General features: G+C 54.7%; 18 protein-coding genes. 6 read left to right on the top strand and 12 right to left on the bottom strand.

Going from position 1 to position 20349, the window contains the following annotated elements; genetic code table 11:
• Positions 1-154: 154 nt before the first annotated feature.
• Positions 155-1144, bottom strand: coding sequence for a sulfate ABC transporter substrate-binding protein (locus ABLV08_RS16135; protein WP_015369134.1), 990 nt, complete (start codon positions 1142-1144; stop codon positions 155-157).
• A 152-nt stretch (positions 1145-1296) separates the two neighbouring features.
• On the bottom strand, positions 1297-1542 hold the full coding sequence (gene zapB, locus ABLV08_RS16130) for a septal ring assembly protein ZapB (protein ID WP_020077673.1): 246 nt from the start codon (positions 1540-1542) through the stop codon (positions 1297-1299).
• 438 nt (positions 1543-1980) lie between these two features.
• On the opposite strand from zapB, the gene ABLV08_RS16125 reads away from it, so the two are divergent.
• Together ABLV08_RS16125 and glpK are read left to right on the top strand one after the other, a co-directional pair.
• Positions 1981-2829, top strand: coding sequence for an MIP/aquaporin family protein (locus ABLV08_RS16125; protein ID WP_015369132.1), 849 nt, complete (start codon positions 1981-1983; stop codon positions 2827-2829).
• Positions 2830-2850: 21 nt separating this feature from the next.
• On the top strand, positions 2851-4362 hold the full coding sequence (glpK, locus tag ABLV08_RS16120; RefSeq protein WP_045386561.1) for a glycerol kinase GlpK: 1512 nt from the start codon (positions 2851-2853) through the stop codon (positions 4360-4362).
• Positions 4363-4476: 114 nt separating this feature from the next.
• Here glpK and gltS read toward each other — a convergent pair whose 3' ends face one another.
• Positions 4477-5679, bottom strand: a complete 1203-nt coding sequence (gltS, locus tag ABLV08_RS16115; RefSeq protein WP_015703819.1) for a sodium/glutamate symporter — start codon at positions 5677-5679, stop codon at positions 4477-4479.
• Positions 5680-5966: 287 nt separating this feature from the next.
• Here gltS and ABLV08_RS16110 point away from each other — a divergent pair, with 287 nt between their 5' ends.
• The 4 genes from ABLV08_RS16110 to ABLV08_RS16095 all read left to right on the top strand — a co-directional run bounded on the left by ABLV08_RS16110 (position 5967) and on the right by ABLV08_RS16095 (position 12374).
• A complete protein-coding gene (locus ABLV08_RS16110; RefSeq protein WP_015369129.1) occupies positions 5967-7358 on the top strand; it encodes a uracil-xanthine permease family protein in 1392 nt (463 codons plus the stop codon).
• Between the two features lie 161 nt (positions 7359-7519).
• Positions 7520-9229 (top strand): AsmA family protein, encoded by a 1710-nt coding sequence (locus tag ABLV08_RS16105; RefSeq protein WP_117026066.1) that lies wholly within the window; start codon positions 7520-7522, stop codon positions 9227-9229.
• 192 nt (positions 9230-9421) lie between these two features.
• Complete coding sequence (locus ABLV08_RS16100; RefSeq protein WP_032713061.1) at positions 9422-10981, top strand: PTS transporter subunit EIIC; 1560 nt, start codon at positions 9422-9424, stop codon at positions 10979-10981.
• A 13-nt stretch (positions 10982-10994) separates the two neighbouring features.
• Positions 10995-12374 (top strand): glycoside hydrolase, encoded by a 1380-nt coding sequence (locus ABLV08_RS16095; RefSeq protein ID WP_213192074.1) that lies wholly within the window; start codon positions 10995-10997, stop codon positions 12372-12374.
• A gap of 87 nt (positions 12375-12461) precedes the next feature.
• Here the strand turns inward: ABLV08_RS16095 and ABLV08_RS16090 are convergent, their stop codons facing one another.
• The 9 genes from ABLV08_RS16090 to ABLV08_RS16050 all read right to left on the bottom strand — a co-directional run bounded on the left by ABLV08_RS16090 (position 12462) and on the right by ABLV08_RS16050 (position 20201).
• Positions 12462-13184 (bottom strand): SIS domain-containing protein, encoded by a 723-nt coding sequence (locus ABLV08_RS16090; RefSeq protein WP_045375248.1) that lies wholly within the window; start codon positions 13182-13184, stop codon positions 12462-12464.
• Between the two features lie 71 nt (positions 13185-13255).
• Positions 13256-13930 (bottom strand): D-lyxose/D-mannose family sugar isomerase, encoded by a 675-nt coding sequence (locus ABLV08_RS16085; protein WP_116326451.1) that lies wholly within the window; start codon positions 13928-13930, stop codon positions 13256-13258.
• On the bottom strand, positions 13927-14844 hold the full coding sequence (locus ABLV08_RS16080) for an ROK family protein (RefSeq protein WP_262830552.1): 918 nt from the start codon (positions 14842-14844) through the stop codon (positions 13927-13929). Before ABLV08_RS16080 ends, ABLV08_RS16085 begins: the two co-directional genes overlap by 4 nt.
• Positions 14845-14893: 49 nt before the next feature.
• Entirely contained in the window at positions 14894-15754 is an 861-nt protein-coding gene (locus ABLV08_RS16075) for a ketose-bisphosphate aldolase (protein ID WP_015369122.1), read from the bottom strand.
• 80 nt (positions 15755-15834) lie between these two features.
• Complete coding sequence (locus ABLV08_RS16070) at positions 15835-16686, bottom strand: class II fructose-bisphosphate aldolase (RefSeq protein ID WP_015369121.1); 852 nt, start codon at positions 16684-16686, stop codon at positions 15835-15837.
• 11 nt (positions 16687-16697) lie between these two features.
• Positions 16698-17789, bottom strand: coding sequence for a PTS fructose transporter subunit IIC (locus tag ABLV08_RS16065; protein WP_015369120.1), 1092 nt, complete (start codon positions 17787-17789; stop codon positions 16698-16700).
• Positions 17790-17812: 23 nt separating this feature from the next.
• A complete protein-coding gene (locus ABLV08_RS16060) occupies positions 17813-18127 on the bottom strand; it encodes a PTS fructose transporter subunit IIB (protein WP_015369119.1) in 315 nt (104 codons plus the stop codon).
• A gap of 21 nt (positions 18128-18148) precedes the next feature.
• The gene (locus ABLV08_RS16055; RefSeq protein ID WP_015369118.1) at positions 18149-18619 is read right to left on the bottom strand and encodes a fructose PTS transporter subunit IIA; all 471 of its coding nucleotides are present in this window, start codon (positions 18617-18619) and stop codon (positions 18149-18151) included.
• Positions 18620-18629: 10 nt separating this feature from the next.
• Positions 18630-20201 carry a transcription antiterminator gene (locus ABLV08_RS16050; protein ID WP_015369117.1) on the bottom strand — a complete coding sequence of 524 codons (1572 nt, stop codon included), beginning with the start codon at positions 20199-20201 and terminating at the stop codon, positions 18630-18632.
• Positions 20202-20349 lie beyond the last annotated feature (148 nt).

The raw sequence follows: 20349 nt of genomic DNA, 5'->3' as shown, positions 1-20349 counted from the left end.
CGCCTTACCCGGGCTACCGGACGGCGCAGAACTGTAGCCCTGCTAAGCGTAGCGCAAGCAGGGACTCCCGGGTAGCAGCTGTCGCCTTACCCGGGCTACCGGACGGCGCAGAACTGTAGCCCTGCTAAGCGTAGCGCCAGCAGGGACAAGAGGATTAACGCTGGCTAATCTGGTCGAAGGTACCGCCGTTGGAGAAGTGCTCCTTCTGCGCTTTCGTCCAGCCGCCGAACTCCTGATCAATGGTAAACAGCTTCAATTTCGGGAACTCGTTGGCATATTTCTTCGCCACATCAGGATCGCGCGGACGATAGAAGTTCTTCGCCGCAATCTCCTGGCCTTCCGGCGAGTAGAGATACTTCAGGTACGCTTCAGCCACCTGGCGAGTGCCTTTCTTATCCACCACTTTATCGACGACGGAAACCGTCGGCTCGGCCAGAATGGACTCGCTCGGCGTCACGATTTCAAACTTGTCCTTGCCCAGCTCTTTCGTCGCCAGCAGCGCTTCGTTCTCCCAGGCAATCAGCACGTCGCCGATCCCGCGTTCTACGAAGGTGTTGGTGGAACCGCGCGCGCCGGAATCCAGCACTTCAACGTTTTTATACAGCGCTTTCACGAACTCCTGCGCTTTCGCCTGATCGCCGTGATTCTGATGCAGGGCATAGCCCCATGCCGCCAGATAGTTCCAGCGGGCGCCGCCGGAGCTTTTCGGGTTCGGGGTGATGACCGATACGCCGGGTTTAATCAGGTCGTTCCAGTCATGGATCTGTTTTGGGTTGCCCTTACGGACGAGGAACACGATGGTTGAGGTATACGGCGCGGAGTTATCCGGCAGGCGCTTCAGCCAGTTTTTATCGATACGACCACGTTCAGCAATGGCGTCTACGTCGTAGGCCAGCGCCAGGGTGACGACATCCGCTTCAATCCCGTTGATAACCGACGTCGCCTGTTTGCCGGAGCCGCCGTGCGACTGACGAATCACCACGTTATCGCCGGTTTCCTGCTTCCAGTGCGCGCTAAACGCTTTATTGTACTGTTCGTACAGCTCGCGCGTCGGATCGTACGATACGTTTAACAGCTGATAATCTTTTGCCAGCACGCTGGCGGATGCCAGCAACAGAGTTAACCCTACGCCCCACTTATTCATCGCACCGCTCTCTTTATGTCGTGTTGTGATGAACTAAGCGTGCCAGAAAGCGAATCAATGATTAAAGAATAAAAAAAGATTGGCTATAACCTGGAGATATAAAGCGGGGGATAGAGAAAACCCCTTCCCGGGCGGGAAGGGGCGGGAAGCGATTAGACTTCTTCCATGCGGCCCAGCAGCGCCTGCAGACGATCCTGCCAGCCTTGCTGTTGTTCTCTCAGCTGGCTATTTTCACGCTCCAGCTCCTCGCGGCCGTGCTGCGCGCTCTGCACTTCCTGCGCCAGCGTGGTGTTCTTTTCTTTCAGCTCTTCGATTTCCATCTGCAACAGAGTGATGGTATCAATCGCCTGCTGAACTTTAGATTCTAATTTCTCAAACACTTCTAATGACATCGTCATACCTCTCCTGATCTTGCAAGGCGTTGATAGAAACTCGTGTTTCGTATACGCGGTCCCGCCTTAACGAATTAGCGCACAATAGCGGTGTTGTCGTCGATTGTATGAATCCCCGCCTCACCTGTCCAGCGACAACCCGCGCAGATTGCGGTTTGCAACACTTTTCAGTCTTTACCTGGTGCGTTCGCGGCAATTGCCCCGAACTTCTCTGGCGATTGTTAATCAATGAGATAACAAAATACGCAGAAAAAGGTGGGTAAATGTGCCGCAACACGCGTTTATGGCGCGAAAACGCTCATTTTCTTGACGAGGGACACAAATTTAAATTTCGATATTTCTCGTTTATGCTCGTTAACGATAAATTAACACTATGCCTACAAGGCACCGTGGTCGTCCGCGACCAATATACTTACAATAATCACTTCGCTTCAGGATCCGATTATGAGCCAGACATCAACATTAAAAGGCCAGTGCATCGCAGAGTTTCTCGGTACCGGGTTGTTGATCTTTTTCGGCGTTGGGTGCGTAGCTGCGCTCAAAGTCGCAGGAGCCAGCTTCGGTCAGTGGGAAATCAGCATCATCTGGGGTCTGGGGGTGGCTATGGCTATCTACCTGACCGCGGGCGTATCCGGCGCGCACCTTAATCCGGCAGTCACCATCGCCTTATGGTTATTCGCCTGCTTTGATGGGCGCAAAGTTGTTCCTTTTATTATTTCGCAATTCGCCGGCGCCTTTTGCGCTGCGGCATTAGTTTACGGGCTTTATTACAATCTTTTCTTCGATTTCGAACACACCCACAACATGGTACGCGGCAGCGTGGAAAGCCTTGAGCTCGCCGGTATCTTCTCGACCTACCCTAACCCGCATATCAATTTTGTGCAGGCCTTCGCGGTAGAAATGGTGATTACCGCTATCCTGATGGGCGTGATTTTAGCGCTGACCGACGACGGCAACGGCGTGCCGCGCGGCCCGCTGGCGCCGCTGCTGATTGGTCTGCTGATTGCCGTTATCGGTGCTTCTATGGGTCCGCTGACCGGCTTCGCGATGAACCCGGCGCGTGATATCGGACCGAAAGCCTTCGCCTGGCTGGCAGGCTGGGGTAACGTCGCCTTCACCGGCGGCAAAGATATTCCTTATTTCCTGGTGCCGCTGTGCGCACCGGTGGTCGGCGCGGCGCTGGGCGCATTCAGCTACCGCAAATTCATTGGCCGCCATCTGCCTTGCGACACCTGCGTCGAGGAAGAAAAAGAATCCGCTTCTTCCGCGTCGCAACAAAAAGCTTCGCTGTAATCTGACTACGGGACACCAATTATGACCGAGAAAAAATATATCGTTGCGCTCGACCAGGGCACTACCAGCTCCCGCGCCGTCGTGATGGATCACGACGCCAATATCGTCAGCGTGTCACAGCGTGAATTCGAACAAATTTATCCGAGGCCAGGCTGGGTTGAGCACGACCCGATGGAGATTTGGGCCTCGCAGAGCTCTACGCTGGTCGAAGTGTTGGCGAAAGCGGATATCAACTCCGACGAAATCGCCGCCATCGGCATCACCAACCAGCGTGAAACCGCCATCGTATGGGAGCGTGAGACCGGTAAGCCTATTTACAACGCCATCGTCTGGCAATGCCGCCGCACCGCGGATATCTGCGAGCAACTCAAGCGCGACGGCATGGAAGAGTACATCCGCAAAGCCACCGGCCTGGTGGTGGACCCGTACTTCTCCGGCACCAAAGTGAAGTGGATCCTTGACCATGTCGAAGGCGCCCGCGAGCGCGCGAAGCGCGGCGAACTACTGTTCGGTACCGTTGATACCTGGCTTATCTGGAAAATGACTCAGGGGCGCGTGCACGTCACCGACTACACTAACGCCTCGCGTACCATGTTGTTCAACATCCATGAACTGGACTGGGACGACAAAATGCTCGACGCGCTGGATATCCCGCGCGCCATGCTACCGGAAGTACGTAAGTCTTCTGAAGTGTACGGCCAGACCAACATCGGCGGTAAAGGCGGCACCCGTATTCCTATCTCCGGCATCGCCGGCGACCAGCAGGCGGCGCTGTTTGGCCAGCTGTGTGTGAAAGAAGGGATGGCGAAAAATACCTACGGTACCGGCTGCTTCATGTTAATGAACACCGGTGAAAAGGCGGTGACCTCAACCCACGGCCTGCTGACCACCATCGCCTGCGGCCCGACCGGCGAAGTGAACTACGCGCTGGAAGGCGCGGTGTTTATGGCCGGGGCGTCGATTCAGTGGCTGCGCGATGAAATGAAACTCATCAACGATGCTTTCGATTCTGAATACTTCGCCACTAAGGTGAAAGACACCAACGGCGTGTATGTGGTGCCGGCCTTTACCGGTCTTGGCGCGCCGTACTGGGATCCGTATGCGCGCGGCGCGATTTTCGGCCTGACCCGCGGGGTGAACGCCAACCATATTATCCGCGCCACGCTGGAATCTATCGCCTATCAGACGCGTGACGTTCTGGAAGCGATGCAGGCCGACTCCGGTATTCGTCTGCACGCCCTGCGCGTGGACGGCGGCGCGGTCGCCAACAACTTCCTGATGCAGTTCCAGTCCGATATTCTCGGCACCCGCGTGGAACGCCCGGAAGTGCGTGAAGTCACGGCGCTGGGCGCCGCCTATCTGGCAGGTCTGGCGGTCGGCTTCTGGCAAAATCTCGACGAGCTGCAGGAGAAAGCGGTGATTGAACGTGAGTTCCGCCCGGGTATTGAAACCACCGAGCGTAATTTCCGCTACAGCGGCTGGAAGAAAGCGGTGAAACGCGCGTTAGCGTGGGAAGAGCACGACGAAGCGTAAGATTGTGGAGGTATTCCCGGCTTGCGGCGTAAACGCCTTAGCCGGGCTACAAAACCCCAAACAGCACGATCTTGTAGCCCGGACAGGTGCGCAGCACCGCCTCCGGGTTTTTTATCAGCCAAATATCGGCAACAACAGGTACAGCTTAATCACCAGCGCGTTGACGATGTCGATAAAGAACGCCCCCACCATCGGCACCACCAGGAAAGCCATATGCGACGGGCCAAAACGGTCGGTAATCGCCTGCATATTGGCAATCGCCGTCGGCGTCGCGCCAAGCCCGAACCCGCAATGACCGGCTGCCAGCACGGCGGCATCATAGTTCTTGCCCATCATCCGGTAAGTCACAAACACCGCATACAGCGCCATCGCCACCGCCTGTACCGCCAGAATAATAATCATCGGTAGCGCCAGCGACGCCAGTTCCCACAGCTTGAGGCTCATCAGCGCCATCGCGAGGAACAGCGACAGACTGACGTTGCCCAGTACCGATACCGCACGGTCAAACACGCGATACAGCCCAGCCAGCGCCAGGCCGTTGCTGAGGATCACGCCGATAAACAGCACGCAGACGAAGGTCGGTAATTCAAACACGGTACCCGCCAGCAGTTGCGCAACCACCTTCCCTACGGTCAGGCAGATAGCGATTAACGCAATACTTTCAATCAGCACCAGCGAGGTGATCATACGGCCCATATCCGGCTTCTCAAACGCCGTCGGCGCCAGCTGGTCGTCCGGCGTACCGTCCGGCGAGGAAGAGTGCTTCACCAGATAACGCGCCACCGGCCCGCCGATCAGGCCGCCGAGCACCAGGCCGAAGGTTGCGCAAGCCATGGCGACCTCGGTGGCGTTGGCAAATCCGTAACGCTCAACGAACAATTTACTCCACGCCGCCCCGGTGCCGTGACCGCCGGAAAGCGTGATAGAACCGGCCAGCAGACCCATCAGCGGATCCAGCCCCAGCAGCTTCGCCATGCCGATACCGAGAGCGTTCTGCAGCAGCAGCAGGCCCACCACCACAATCAGGAAAGTGCCAAGCACTTTGCCGCCCGCCCGCAGGCTGGCAAGGTTAGCGTTAAGGCCGATAGTGGCGAAGAACGCCAGCATCAGCGGGTCCTTCAGGCTCATATCGAAATCAATTTCGATATCCATGCTTTTTTTCAAAACCAGCAGCGCCAGCGCCACCAGCAGGCCGCCGGCGACGGGTTCAGGAATGGTATATTTTTTGAGGAATGGGACGTTCTGAACGAGCTTTCGCCCTAAAAGCAACACCATGGTTGCGGCAACGAGCGTCGATAAGGTATCGAGATGCAACATAAAAAAGAGCTCCTTATGGGCGCATGATTCATTCACACGCGACGGTATTCCCGGTGTCGATTACTTCTCATCTTGAGGAGTCGGAGAGCGATTTTAAGCAGAAGTGCGCAAAAAATGACAGAAAAAGATATTTTGTATTAGCGTTGATGCGATCAAGCATACAAAATGTTAATTAATTTGTTACATCTATTCAGTGAGGATATTTTTTGCGCCAAATCGTAGCAAACGTTTGCTTTTGGTCTACAGTCCGATAAAATTCCCGCTTTGCCACCTTGGGATTGTTTGTGATGTCCGTTACGACCGCAGAGTCAGAAAATGCGCAACCGGTTGCGCATAAACCAGCCAGCGAATTAATCTATCGCCTCGAAGACCGTCCGCCGCTTCCGCAAACGCTGTTTGCCGCATTCCAGCACCTGCTGGCGATGTTTGTCGCGGTCATCACCCCGGCGCTGCTTATCTGTCAGGCGCTCGGCCTCCCGGCCGAAGATACGCAACACATCATCAGCATGTCGCTGTTCGCCTCCGGCGTGGCATCCATTATCCAGATTAAAGCCTGGGGACCAGTTGGCTCCGGCCTGCTCTCCATCCAGGGCACCAGCTTCAACTTCGTCGCCCCGTTGATTATGGGCGGCACCGCGCTGAAAACCGGCGGCGCCGACGTGCCGACGATGATGGCCGCGCTGTTCGGCACCCTGATGCTGGCGAGCTGCACCGAAATGGTCCTCTCGCGGGTTCTGCATCTGGCGCGCCGCATTATTACGCCGCTGGTCTCCGGCGTGGTGGTGATGATTATCGGCCTGTCGCTGATTCAGGTTGGCCTGACTTCCATCGGCGGCGGCTATGCGGCGATGGCCGACCACACCTTCGGCGCGCCGAAAAACCTGCTGCTGGCGGGCATCGTGCTGGCGCTGATTATTATCCTCAACCGCCAGCGCAACCCGTACCTGCGCATCGCCTCGCTGGTGATCGCGATGGCTGCCGGTTATCTGGCGGCGTGGTTCCTCGATATGCTGCCGGCTAACACCGCGCCTACCAACAGCAGCCTGATCACTATCCCTACGCCGCTCTATTACGGCCTGGGCATCGACTGGAGCCTGCTGCTGCCGCTGATGCTGGTCTTTATGATCACCTCGCTGGAAACGATCGGCGATATCACCGCCACCTCCGACGTTTCTGAACAACCGGTCTCCGGCCCGCTGTATATGAAACGCCTGAAAGGCGGCGTACTGGCGAACGGCCTGAACTCATTTGTTTCCGCCGTTTTCAATACCTTCCCGAACTCCTGCTTCGGCCAGAACAACGGCGTGATCCAACTGACCGGCGTCGCCAGCCGCTATGTGGGCTTTGTGGTGGCGCTGATGCTGATTGTGCTCGGCCTGTTCCCGGCGGTAAGCGGCTTTGTGCAGCATATTCCTGAGCCGGTACTTGGCGGCGCGACGCTGGTGATGTTCGGTACCATTGCCGCATCCGGCGTGCGCATCGTCTCCCGCGAGCCGCTGAATCGCCGCGCTATCCTGATTATCGCCCTCTCTCTGGCGGTGGGTCTCGGCGTATCGCAGCAGCCTCTGATCCTGCAGTTCGCACCGGACTGGCTGAAAAACCTGCTCTCTTCCGGTATTGCCGCTGGCGGTATCACGGCGATTGTTCTGAATTTAATCTTCCCGCCTGAGAAGAACTAACGCATTGAAGTTGCGCTCCCCGGTATCGCCACGGCGACCAGGGAGCGCGCCGGCTGTAACATCTCTTCACCTCCCTTCATCTCATTTCACTATTCCCGCCTTGAGGATTGCGCATAAATCGTGCATAACACGGTGATGTGTACTTATCAGGATGGAAGATCATGAAATTTCTTGGAAAGCTGATTCTCTGGCTGCTGATCGCCCTGCTGGTCGTTATCGTCGCCGCTTACTTTGCGCTGCAAACCCGCTGGGGGGCGCGCCAGGCGAGCAGTTGGTTAAGCGAAAGCACCGGCTGGAAAATCGCCTTCGATAAGATGGCGCATGACTTCTCTTCCCCACTACATCTGCAGTTGCAAAATGTCACCTTTGGCCGCGACGGCAAGCCGCCGACGCTGGTCGCCAAAACGGTGGATATCGGTTTTAGCACCCGCCAGTTCAGCGACCCGCTGCACGCTGATGAAATCGTCCTCAGCGACGGCACGCTGAATCTTTCTCCGGCTTCCGCCTCGATGCCGTTTGCCGCCGACCGCCTGCAGCTACGCGATATGGCCTTTAACAGCCCGGACAGCGAGTGGAACCTGAGCGCGCAGCGGGTGACCGGCGGCGTGATGCCATGGCAGCCGGAAGCGGGCGACGTGCTGGGCAGAAAAGCGCAAATTCAGATGAGCGCGGGCTCGATGAATATTAACGGCGTCGAAGCCAGCAACGTCCTGATCCAGGGGGCAATGGATAATGGCGAGGTGACCCTGAACACCCTTGGCGCCGATATCGCGCGCGGCACGCTGACCGGCAACGCCAAACGCCGTGCCGACGGTAGCTGGCTGGTTGATAACCTGCGCCTGAATGAAATTCGTCTGCAGAGCGCCAAACCGCTGAATGAGTTCCTTGCGCCGCTCACCTCGGTGCCGTCGCTGCAGATTGGCCGGCTGGATGTGACCGATGCTCGTTTGCAGGGGCCAGGCTGGGCGGTGACCGACCTCGACCTCAACTTGCGCAATCTGACCTTGAGCCATAACGGCTGGCAGAGCGACGACGGGACGCTATCGATGAACGCCAGCGAGTTTATCTACGGTTCGCTGAATTTCCTCGATCCCATCGTTAATGCCGAATTCTCGCCGCAGGGCATTGCGCTACGCCAGTTCAGCTCCCGCTGGGAGGGCGGCATGGTGCGTACCTCCGGCAACTGGCTGCGCGCCGGTAATGCACTGGTGCTCGACGATGCCGTCTTCGCCGGGCTGGAATATACGCTACCGTCCAACTGGAAACAGCTGTGGATGGAGCCGATGCCGGGCTGGCTGCAAAGCCTGACGCTGAAGAAATTCAGCGCCAGCCGAAATCTGATTATCGATATCGACCCAGCCTTCCCGTGGCAGATCACCGCGCTGGACGGTTACGGCGGCGAATTACAGCTGGTGAAAGATGGTCAGTGGGGCGTGTGGAATGGCAGCGCCACCCTCAATGCCGCCGCCGCGACCTTCAACCGCATCGACGTGCGCCGTCCGTCGCTGAAGCTGAACGCGAACGCTTCTACGGTCAACATCAGCGAGCTGAGCGCTTTTACCGAGCGCGGCATTCTGCAGGCGACCGCCGCGGTGTCACAATTGCCGCAACGCCAGGTCAATCTGAGCTTGAACGGCCGCGGCGTGCCGCTGAATATTCTGCAGGCCTGGGGCTGGCCTGCGCTGCCGATTAGCGGCGACGGCAACTTCCAGCTAACCGCGAACGGTAGCGTGCAGGCCAATGCGCCGCTGAAACCGAGCGTCAACGGCCAGCTCAGCGCCACCAATATGGACAAGCAGCAGGCGGCGCAGGTGATGCGCAACGGCGAGGTTAGCAACGCGCCTGCCGCGTCGGTTCCCGTAACGCCGTAGCCATTTTCCTCTTGCCCTCTTCCCGGCGGAAGAGGGCTAATCTCCCTCCCTGAAACCTGTATGCAATTAGCGGCTATCTGTGCCTATTTCCCGCAACAGGTTCCTTTCAAATATCAGAATTGCTATAACCAAAATACTGGAAGTTGATAAAAATAATGATCCCCTGTACCTACAAAAATAAAAGGAACAACCATGTCTGTAATACGTCAACGTATTCTGGAGAATATGCAAAAATTCTCCAGGGCCATGATCGGCGCAGTATTGTTCTTGCCGGTCATTGGATTAATTCTGGCTCTCAGTTCCGTCTTAACTAACCCGACTCTTATTGCTGAAACCAGTTTCCTTCATCAATTAGGGCAACTGCTTGGCGATACCTTCTGGCCATTATTCGGTAACCTCGGATTATTGTTTTGCGTGGGAATAAGTTACGGCCTGGCAAAAGATAAAAAAACGGAGGTCGCACTTGTCTCGGTGATGTGTTTTATCATGTTTCTCGGCGCCAACCATTCATGGCTGGAACATACTCATGCGGTGGCGGAAAAAATTAACGGCGAATATTACGGTACCGGGCAAACGCAGCTATTAGGCTTTGTGGTCGTCGATATGGGGGTATTCCTCGGAATCATTCTTGGCTGCACCATTGCCTGGGTACATAATAAAGTCTCCAATATTGAGCTGCCCGGCGCGCTATCGATGTACGGCGGGGCGAAGCTGACGCTGGTCGCCATGACGCCAGTCATTATCTGCTACGCCATTGCTTTTACCTGGATTTGGCCTTTTATGACCCACGGCATTAGCGCCCTGACCGGGTTTATGAAGAATGCCGGCGTTGCGGGAGTGTTTGTCTACGGCTTCTTTGAAAAATTCCTTATTCCCACCGGCTTGCACCATTTCGTGTGGTCGCCTTTCCAGCTTACACAAATCGGCGGCACGCTAAATGTCGATGGCCAGGTCGTCTCCGGCACCCAGGCGATTTTCCTCGCCTATATGCGCCATCCCGATCTGACGCCGGTGATGAACGATGCATTACGTTTCTCGCAACAGGGGATGACCACCATCTTTGGCCTGGCGGGCGCATCGCTGGCGTTTTATCACACCGCGAAGCCGGAGAAAAAAGCGATGGCAAAGGCGATTCTGCTGCCGGCGATTATCACCTCGATGCTGACCGGTATCACCGAACCCATTGAATTCACATTCTTATTTGTCTCGCCGCTGCTGTGGGTGATCCATGCGACGTTAACCGCCGCTTCGCAGGCAATTTGCGACATCTTCACCGTGCGGCCGTGGGGCGCCTCCGGCCTGATTGAATTTCTGATCTACAACCTGCCGCTGCCGGTGTCGTTAACCCGCTGGCCGGGGTACGTGCTGATCGGTATTGGCCAATTTATCGTTTATTACGCGATATTCCGCACGCTGGTCGTGAAGTTAAATCTGAAAACGCCGGGCCGCGAGGATGACGATAACGTTAAATTATACAGTAAGGCGGACTACCGTAGAAAAGTCAGCGGCCCGCAGTCGATGACGGATGAAATTATTAATGGCTTAGGTGGTAAAGCCAATATTATCTCCGTTGATAACTGTTTCACGCGCCTGCGGGTGGTTGTCCATAATATGACATTAGTTGATGATGAAATATTAAAAAGCACTGGCGCAAATGGCGTAGTACGCAATCGTAATGAAGTTCAGGTTATTTATGGCGTCAAAGTCGGGCAAGTCCGTTCCCGGGTTGATAGCTGGCTAGCAGAAAATTAATTGGGAGTGATGTATGAAATTAACCGTATTAGGCGGGGGCGGCGTACGCTCTGCATTTCTGGCGAAGTCGCTGGCTTATAACGCGCACCGCATTGGTTTAACGGAAGTGGTATTTCAGGATAGCTCAGCAGATAATTTATCGCTATTTGGTGAAATCGCCCGCTATGTATTTAATACCATTCGCCCGGATATTCATTTTACGACCACCAGCGATCCGGTTGCCGCGCTGCAGGGTACCCATTACGTGATTACCACGCTGCGCGTCGGCGGCGATGAGAGCCGCATCCGCGACGAGCGAATCGCGCTGGAGCATAACACGCTGGGCCAGGAGACCACCGGCGCGGGCGGTTTTGCCATGGCGATGCGCTCGATCCCGGCGATCCTACGCTACTGTCGGCTGATCGAAGAACATGCCGACAAAGACGCGATCCTGTTTAACTTTACCAATCCGTCCGGGCTGGTCACCGAAGCGATTATCAAATCCGGTTTCAAACGCCGGGTGTACGGGATTTGCGATGCGCCGTCGGAACTCATCCGCGAGCTGCCGGAGATCCTCGGCTGCGACCCGCACGACCTGAGCGTGGAATGCTACGGTTTAAACCACTTTTCCTGGTTTACGCACTTCACCGTGCGCGGGGAAGAGGTTACCGCGCAACTGGTCGCCAACCCGGATTTGTACCGCAAAACGGCGATGCAGTACTTCTCGCCGGAGCTGGTCAAACTGTGCGATAACCAGTTGCTCAACGAATATCTCTATTACTACTACTATCGCGAAGTGGCGCTACGGGCGATTCAACAGGCGCCGGAGACCCGCGGCGAGCAGATTGCCCGTATCAACCACGATATGCGTCAGGAGCTCAGCGGCGTGGATGTTAAAGCGGATCCGCAGGCGGCCTTTACCATCTGGATGAAGCACTACCTGCGCCGCGAAAACAGCTATATGCAGAACGAGTCGCAGCAGGAAAAATTCCATACCCGCGAGCCGTTAACGTTGCGGCAGTTTATCGAAGAGCCGGATACCGGCGGCTACGCCGGGGTGGCGCTGGATATTCTGGAGGCGGTCAACAGCACCACCACCAAACGCATCGTGGTGTCGATACAGAATAACGGCACGCTCGATTTTTTACGCCCCGACGATGTAATTGAAATCAGCTGCGATCTGAGCAAAGAGGGTCTTAAGCCGGTGACACCGATAAACGTGCCGACGGCGCAGAAAAATATGATTGCCAGCGTGAAGGAGTATGAGCGGCTGGCGGTGGCGGCAATTCTGCAGCAGGACAAATCGCTGGCGCTGCAGGCGTTGATGGCTCATCCGCTGGTCGGTTCATATTCGCTGGCGAAGAAACTGGTTGAGGCCTATCTCGACGATGAACAGTTCGCCGGGTGGCGGTAACGAGTCGCCCCCGCTCGATTGAGTAGCCCGGATAAGGCGCCAGCCGCCATCCGGGAACTCCCCCCGCTCGCGCTACGCTTAGCGGGGCTACCTATTGCTATGTACGCTGGTAAACCACATTTTTAACAGCCGCTCAAAGCCCAATATGCAGTAGCCAAAAAACGGGTTGCTCCAGTAAATATCATCGTCGAACTTCTGCGGGTCATGAATAATAAACGCCGTATTCGCGGCCTGCGCCAGCGGGCTTTGATAATCGCCGGTAAAGCAAACCAGGTTTATCTCCTTGCCTTCCAGCGCCTTAACCCAATTTAACGCCGAACTGCTGCGTCCGGATTTAGAAATGATCCAGATAGAATCAAAGCGGGCAGCGTTTTTTTGCTCAAGGATTTCATAATCCGGCCACAATGCCAGGCTGGCGTTCACGCCGGTAACGAGAAACTTATTATAAATATACTGGGCGATTAGCTGCGAAAAACCGCTGCCGTGGATCAAGATACGCTGCTGCTCAAGGCCTGCCAGCAGCGGCGTCAGCGCTTCTGCCGGCTGAATGCTCATATAATCGATATCGTTGGTGACATCGAGCTTTGGCATGGTGATATTGAACTTGATGAAATAGACCAGCTCCAGCCAGCCGCTGAACTTAAGCTTCTTCGCCAGCCGCACCAGCGAAGAAGGATTACTGTAGCAGCGCTCCGCGACGGTGCGGATCCCTTCGCGGATACATAGCTGCGGGTCATTTTGAATAAAACGCAGCACGGTCATTTCCGTTTTACTCAACTTCACGTCACGAAAGATATTTTCTAAGTCCATTACGGGCTCCTCTCAGCGGCAGATTACGCTACCACCGGAGAGCAAATCGGTCTGTGGGATGGCTCTCAACGTCACTGCCGATATTCACTGCACAGCAGCCATCTTGCAGGTTCATCTTCCTCAATGGAGGGAAAGCGCCCGCCCGCCTCGAGAAAACGATTATCCGTATGGTCGTCATTAACCATTGAAATTTCCCAACCCATCACTATCCCTTTTTCGGCCCAGAAGCGATGATAGAGGCCCACCGGTAGACAGACGCTCTGCCCCGGATGCAGCACCAGCGTGTCAGCGGGTTTCAGCGTACGCTGGCAGCCATCGATCATCACGCTAACATGGCGCTGTTGGTCTAACTGTTCGTCCTGTGTCGCCCAGGCCAGTTGCATGCAGAGGTCGCCGCCGCCGCGGTTAATGATGTCCTCCATTTTGTGGTAATGGAAATGCCAGGGGGTTTGCTGATCTTGCTGAATCTGTAACATTTTTTCCGCGTAGGGTTTGGTATAACGCGGGTCGGATAAAGAACCGTTGCGTAACGTCAACAGCGTAAGGCCTGTTTCGCGAAAGCAACCACTGGCGAAATCCGTCACATCCCATCCAAGCTGTAGATCCTGGACTTCATTCCAACCTTCATGCCGCTTCTGCGGCCAGCTTGACGCCGTAAAGTGGGCAAATTCCGGCAGGCTGATGCGAAAAGTTTCGGCCATCGCCAGCGCTTTATCTATCGCATAGTTAATCTGTGAACGTTTCATGGTTTAACTCCGCTTCGCACGGCAAGCCAGGCGGCGCCGCGCATACCGCTACTGTCGCCATGCCGCGCAGAAATGATAGGGGTAGAAAAATGGTCGGTGAAGACCAACGGGGCGACCGCCGATGATAAATCCGCTACCAGCTGCGGCGCGTTGGATAAACCGCCGCCCAGCACAATCACGCCGGGATCGATGATATTGACAATAGTCGCCAGCGTCCGCGCCAGCTGTTGACGAAAGCGGTGGATCTGATGGCAAGCGGCGGATTCTCCCGCCTGCGCGCGGGCGAGAATCTGCTCGCTCGACAAACGCTCTCCGCTGAGCAGTCGATAGCGTTCACGTAGCCCCGTTGCGGAAATAAAAGACTCCACACAGTTAAATCTGCCGCAATAACAACGTGTCGGCGGCCCATCCTCCTCAGGAGAATAGCCGGGCAAGGCGATATGCCCGCACTCTGCGGCAATACCTGAGGCGCCGACGAAAGGCTGCCGCTCCAGGGTAATACCACCTCCGCAGCCGGTCCCTAACGTCATGCCGAAAACAGATGAAAACCCTTCTCCGGCGCCATCGCATGCTTCTGATAAAGCGAAACAATTGCCATCGTTGGCTAACACCACCGGCTGACCGAGCGCCTGTTCAAGCGCATCCTGTAAACGATAGCCGTTAATCACCTGAATGTTGGCGTTACGAATGGCGCCATGCTGTGGCGAAACGCTACCCGGCAACGCGATGCCAATAGCCATCGGCGTTCCCGTCCGCGCGCGAATATCGGCAACGAAATCCACGATGCACGATATAAATGCCTGACGGTTTTCTTTCCGTGTTGCGCGGCGGTAACGCCCCCGCTCCCGTCCCTGCTCATCCATCACGACGGCGGCGATTTTCGTCCCACCGACATCCAGTCCGAGGTAATTCATCTTTGCCTCCTGCCGATTGGAAGGCGGGCGTACCCGCCTTCCGACTGGGTCAATACAAGCTTGCTTTGCCGGTGGAACCAAACAACTTCATTTTGTGGCGAATAACTTCACGTGCGGCATTAATCGGTTCCGGATAAATCACATTCGGATCCCACCAGCTCTCTTTACTCAAAATTTCACGTACTTTCAGGAAGTAAGCGTGTTTCATATCGCTGGAGATATTGATTTTCCCGACTCCGAGCGTGACAGACTCGGCAATTTCCGCATCCGGATTGGCGGAGCCGCCGTGCAGTACCAGCGGGATCGACACTCGTCCGGCAATATCGCGCAGGATGTGCATCTGCAGTTCAGGTTGCATCCCTTTTGGATAGATGCCGTGCGCGGTACCAATCGCCACCGCCAGGGTATCGACGCCGGTACGAGTGACAAAATCCTGCGCCTGCGCCGGGTCGGTATAAGTCACTTTCGACACTCCGCCCTCTACCGACGTTCCCGTCTGGCCGATGGTCCCCAGTTCACCTTCGACAGAGACGCCAACCGCATGCGCCAGCCTGACCACTTCCCGCGTTAGAGCGACGTTTTCTTCATAGGGCAGCAGCGACCCATCGATCATCACCGAGGTAAAACCGCACTGGATCGCACGCAGCACATGCTCCACCGAGGCGCCATGATCGAGATGTAATGTAAACGGCACCCGGCTACGCTGGGTGATATCCCGCACGTAGCTAAAAAAGGAATCGCCGACAAAATCGTGCTCGCTGGGGTGAATTGAAATGATGGCGGGAGTATTTGTTGCTTCCGCCTCTTCCACGACGGCGCGAATAAAGCAGCTGTCCGCAACGTTAAATGCGCCGATGGCAAAGCCGTGTTCACGAGTCGGTTTAAGTATTTCTTGCATGGAAACTAACATGGTCTTCTCCAGTTTCAGGGTGTAGTTCGCCCTGCCAGGGCGAATATGCGCTGGCATAAAGGGCGTGACTGATAAGTGAATCAGGCGCGGTTTATCGCGCCGGATGCTTGTAAGTAAGGGACGATAGCTTCAGCGCTGGCGTGTTCCATCACCGCCATGGCATCGGCCAGTTCAATAGAGCTGTCATGGCAAAGGGTATGGAGTAGTGCGGCTTTACCTGCCTCGAACACCGCCGCGCCGACATTAATCTTCGCCACGCCAAATGCCGGGCAGCAGGCAAGCTGATCAAATGGCGTGCCGCTGCCGCCGTGCAGGGCCAGGGGCACCGAAGAGGCTCGCTGCACCTGCGCCAGACGGTCAAAGTCCAGCGCGGGCGTGACCCCAGGCGCATACATGCCGTGGGCCGTGCCGACGGAGACCGCCAGTAAGTCGATACCGGTTTGCTCGATAAACGGGGCGACGTCCTCAGGTTGCGTCATCAGGTCGGCGTTCGTCGCAGAGTCATAGCGCGGAGCATCAGCCAGATGCCCCAATTCCCCTTCAACACACAGCCCGATGCTGGCAGCCAGAGTGGTGACCTCTCGGGTCTGGCGGATATTTTCCGCAAGTGGAAATGCAGAAGCATCAATCATCAACCCGCTGAATCCAGCGCGAAAAGCCTGGCGGATCTTCACCGGTTCTTTCCCATGATCGAGACTCAAGGTCACGGGAACGCTGGCCTCTTCGGCAAGGGTCCTGGCCACCGCCATCGCTGTCGCTGGCGGAAAATGCGCCAGATGGCCCTGATAGAGATTGAGAATAATAGGCGCGCGGTATTTTTCCGCCACGCGTACCGCGGCGCGGGCGCTCTCCAGATTCATACAGTTAATCGCCAGCAGGGCATACTGTTCACGCCAGGCTTTCTCAACCATCTGCTTCATATCGGCAAACATAGGGCCTCCGTTTACTCAAGGGTAAAGGTGATTTCATCATCGGCGACTTTTTGGTCGCTCAGTTCATCAAACTCTTCATCACGCTCCGTGACCGGTTTTTTCCATAGCGACAACATCACGCCGCAGATAACCGTCCCAATCGCCAGCGCCAGACAAAACAGCAGTGGATGGGTGAATAGCGGCACCACAAACATACCGCCATGTGGCACCGGGCTTTCCACACCCCAGGTCATAATCAAGCCGCCTGCCACCGCTGAAGCCACGACGCAGGATCCCACCACCCGCAGCAGATCGCGGGCCGCGATAGGGATCACCCCTTCGGTGATCATGCAAATACCCATCGGGAAGGCGGCCTTTAACGCTTCACTTTCGGCACGGGTATATTTATGGCGGGTCAGCAGGAAGGACAACGTAATACCGAACGGTGGGATCATGGAGCCGACAAACTTGACCGCCTCCGGCCCATAGACCCCGCTCACCAGCAAGCCATCGGCGAATAACGACATGGTTTTATTCACCGGCCCGCCAAAATCAAAGGTGGCCATCGCGCCAAGAATGGCCCCCAACAGGAATCGTGAACCGCCCTGCATCGACTCCAACAGATGAATCAAGGCCTCCTGCAGCCAGGCAATCGGCTTGCCTATCAGGGTCATCATCAACAGACCGCTGATAATGGTGCTTAATACCGGCAGCACCATAATGGGCATCAGCCCTTGCATCGATTTTGGCAACCGCACGTAATGCTTTAACAGCAGCACCGTATAGCCCACCAGGAAACCGCCCAGCATTCCGCCGATGAAACCGGTGTGGATTTGCCCGCAGACAAACCCAACAATCAGTCCAGGGGCAAAACCAGGTCTGTCGGCAATAGAATAGGCAATCGCCGCACAGATGAGCGGGACGATGAGCCCCATCCCCCAGCCGCCGATTTGATTCAACATCCATGGAATGGTGCCGACTTTCTCGGCGACATTGGTACCGCCCAGAACCTGACCGAGGGCAATGCAGATCCCGGCGGCAACAATCAGCGGTATCATCCATGAAATACCCGTTAACAAATGCTTTTTAATTTCCTGCGAGACAGGTGGTTTATTCTCACTCATGGTAGATCCCTCCAGAATAAGGATCAGGCATTAGCTAAGGATTTCTCGACCTTTTCGATAAACTGAATCGGTGACTTAATAACGACCTCCGTTTTCACGCGGACAATTCGTTTGTTTTTAAAACGCTCTTCGCCTTTAATTTTCACATCAACGGCAAGAATAACGACATCGGCGGCAGCGATATCTTCGGTTGTCAGTTCATTCTCAGTACCTATTGTTCCCTGAGTTTCAACTTTGACATTGTGGCCCAGCGCTTTCGCGCCTTTCATTAACTTCTCACGTGCGATATAAGTATGAGCAATACCCGCCGTACAGGCGGCAACACAGACAATATTCATCTCAGACTCCACTAGTTATTGTTAGTAAACATCCGATTCAGCATATTGACTAAAGAGATCAATAATCTTCTGCGGACTGGTTTCTTCGAGCAATTGCGCAATAATGTCATCATCGGCCAACGCTCCAGCGACCTGGGAGAGTAAGCGGATATGGGTGGTATTTTGATCTTCCAGACGGACGGCAAATAAAATAATGCAACGAACCTGGCTTCCATCGAGCGTTTCCCAGGCAATATCCTGACGAGTACGGCCAATGGCGAGCGTAGTATTCAGCACCGCGGATGATTTTCCATGAGGAATAGCGATGTGGTTTTCAAATCCGGTCGAACCTTCCGACTCACGCTGCCAAACGTCCTGAATAAACGTTTCGCGACAGCTTATGGCCCCATCTTTCTGCAGCAGGTCGGTTAATTCTTCAATAACTTCCGCTTTAGTCGTGGCCTTCATATCCAGCAATACACGCTTAGTATTTAAAATCCGGCTGATGTCCATATTATTTACCTCATGGATATAAAATTTCATTGCTGGCAGTTGACGTTGCAGCATGGTGTAATTTCTCGGTGATAACTTTTTCTGTTACCCGCTTAATATCGGCATCGTTAAAAAAAGCCGTGACATAGACTACCGGTAACGCAATCTCCGGCAGATGAATGGTTGAAATGACCAATTCAATATCATCCTGTCGCTGTAGCGTATGTAGACTACCCGCAGGCAGTACGCCGACGATGGTCCAGTCAGGAAAGGCCCTGAGGACCCGGCTTTTCAACAGATGCGAGGTACCAATCCCGGTCGAACACACCAGCAGTACCCGCTTTCTGGCCACCTGCCTCTCCATCGCGGCCTGGAAATGCACGGTTAAATAACCCACTTCATCTTCCGAAACCGCGTTCTCGCCCCAGGCGGCAAATACCTGATTCACCACCCGCAGAGTTAATGGCCACACCTCTGTTAATTCGCCCTTGATATCTTCCAGCAGCGGATTACGGATATAGATACGATAATTCAGCCGGTTGAGCAGCGGCTTGATATGAATGAGCAACCCTTCATATAACGCGGTGTCATGCGTCAGATCGATATCAACCACCGAGGAAAACAGGGCGATCAGCCGGGAGGTGATTTGCCGGGCCTCATCGCTGGAGCGTATATTGCGCAGCATGCTGACATCATCACGCTCTTCCACCAGCATGCCGGACGAAATAATGTATTGATAAATAAACCAGCTTTCGTCCTCTGGTAAAGGGTGGGCAATGCGGGCCTCAATTTTTTGCAGCATATTCTGCGCGATACGAAAGATGGACTCATCAAATAACGGATGTCCCTGTTCCCGGCGCGGTAATGCATTGCCGCGGGTGATGCGATACATCATAATCAGGATATGGGTAAAAATATTGACGTAATACGGCTCGCCCAGTGACCAACTTAATTTTCGTTCCATATCCTGGAGAAGCGACTGCACAAAGATGACATCTTCTTCACCGAAATAATGCACCAGGGCTTTATAGCTACCGCTATCCAGACGGGAGTGAATAATATTTCCTGGTTCATTATGGTTAATAACACCATTAATTAATAAGGCCATAGCCTGGCGAACATGTGATTCACTCCCCTCAATATGAGTGCCGCTCTGGCTACGAATGAGCATCAGACCTAGTGGCCTAATCCATGATTCGATCACTTTTAAATCATTCACAATTGAGGTGCTGCTAATAAAATAACGTTCAGACAATTTACTGATCGATGTTTCGCGCGGCGTTTCACTTAATAACTGAGAAGCAATTTTCACACGCCGGGAATTATTCATCATGGCATCTGTATCATCGCTTTCGCTACTGAGTAACTGGTCTAATTGCAACAGATCGGCGACGTTATCAGCCAATAGCATGACGCCCGCGCCGGCACGTTTATCAATACTGATTTTCCAGTCAGAGAGCCATTGTTCAAGAAAACGTAGGTCACGCTGAACTGTTTTTTCTGAAACATTCAAGTATTCAGCCATTTTTAATAACGTAACGTATTCTCGTTTAGGCAAGAGAAATTTTAATAATCTGTTCTGTCGCGAGGTAACCATTTGCATTATTTACCCTTATTGCATAGCAGATTAATGCCAATAAGATATCGCTATACGACGCGATCTCTATGAAAATCATTGAGGATAAATATAGGGAGGCGGGGAGTAAACAACAATACTAAATCGTGTCCGGATATCCGGACAGAAATAAGAC

The sequence above is a fragment of the Klebsiella sp. CN_Kp088 genome (genome assembly GCF_040064335.1).
Taxonomy (GTDB): domain Bacteria; phylum Pseudomonadota; class Gammaproteobacteria; order Enterobacterales; family Enterobacteriaceae; genus Klebsiella; species Klebsiella aerogenes.
The sequence above is the reverse complement of the archived record's forward strand: the minus strand, read 5'-3'. Positions and strand labels throughout refer to the sequence as shown.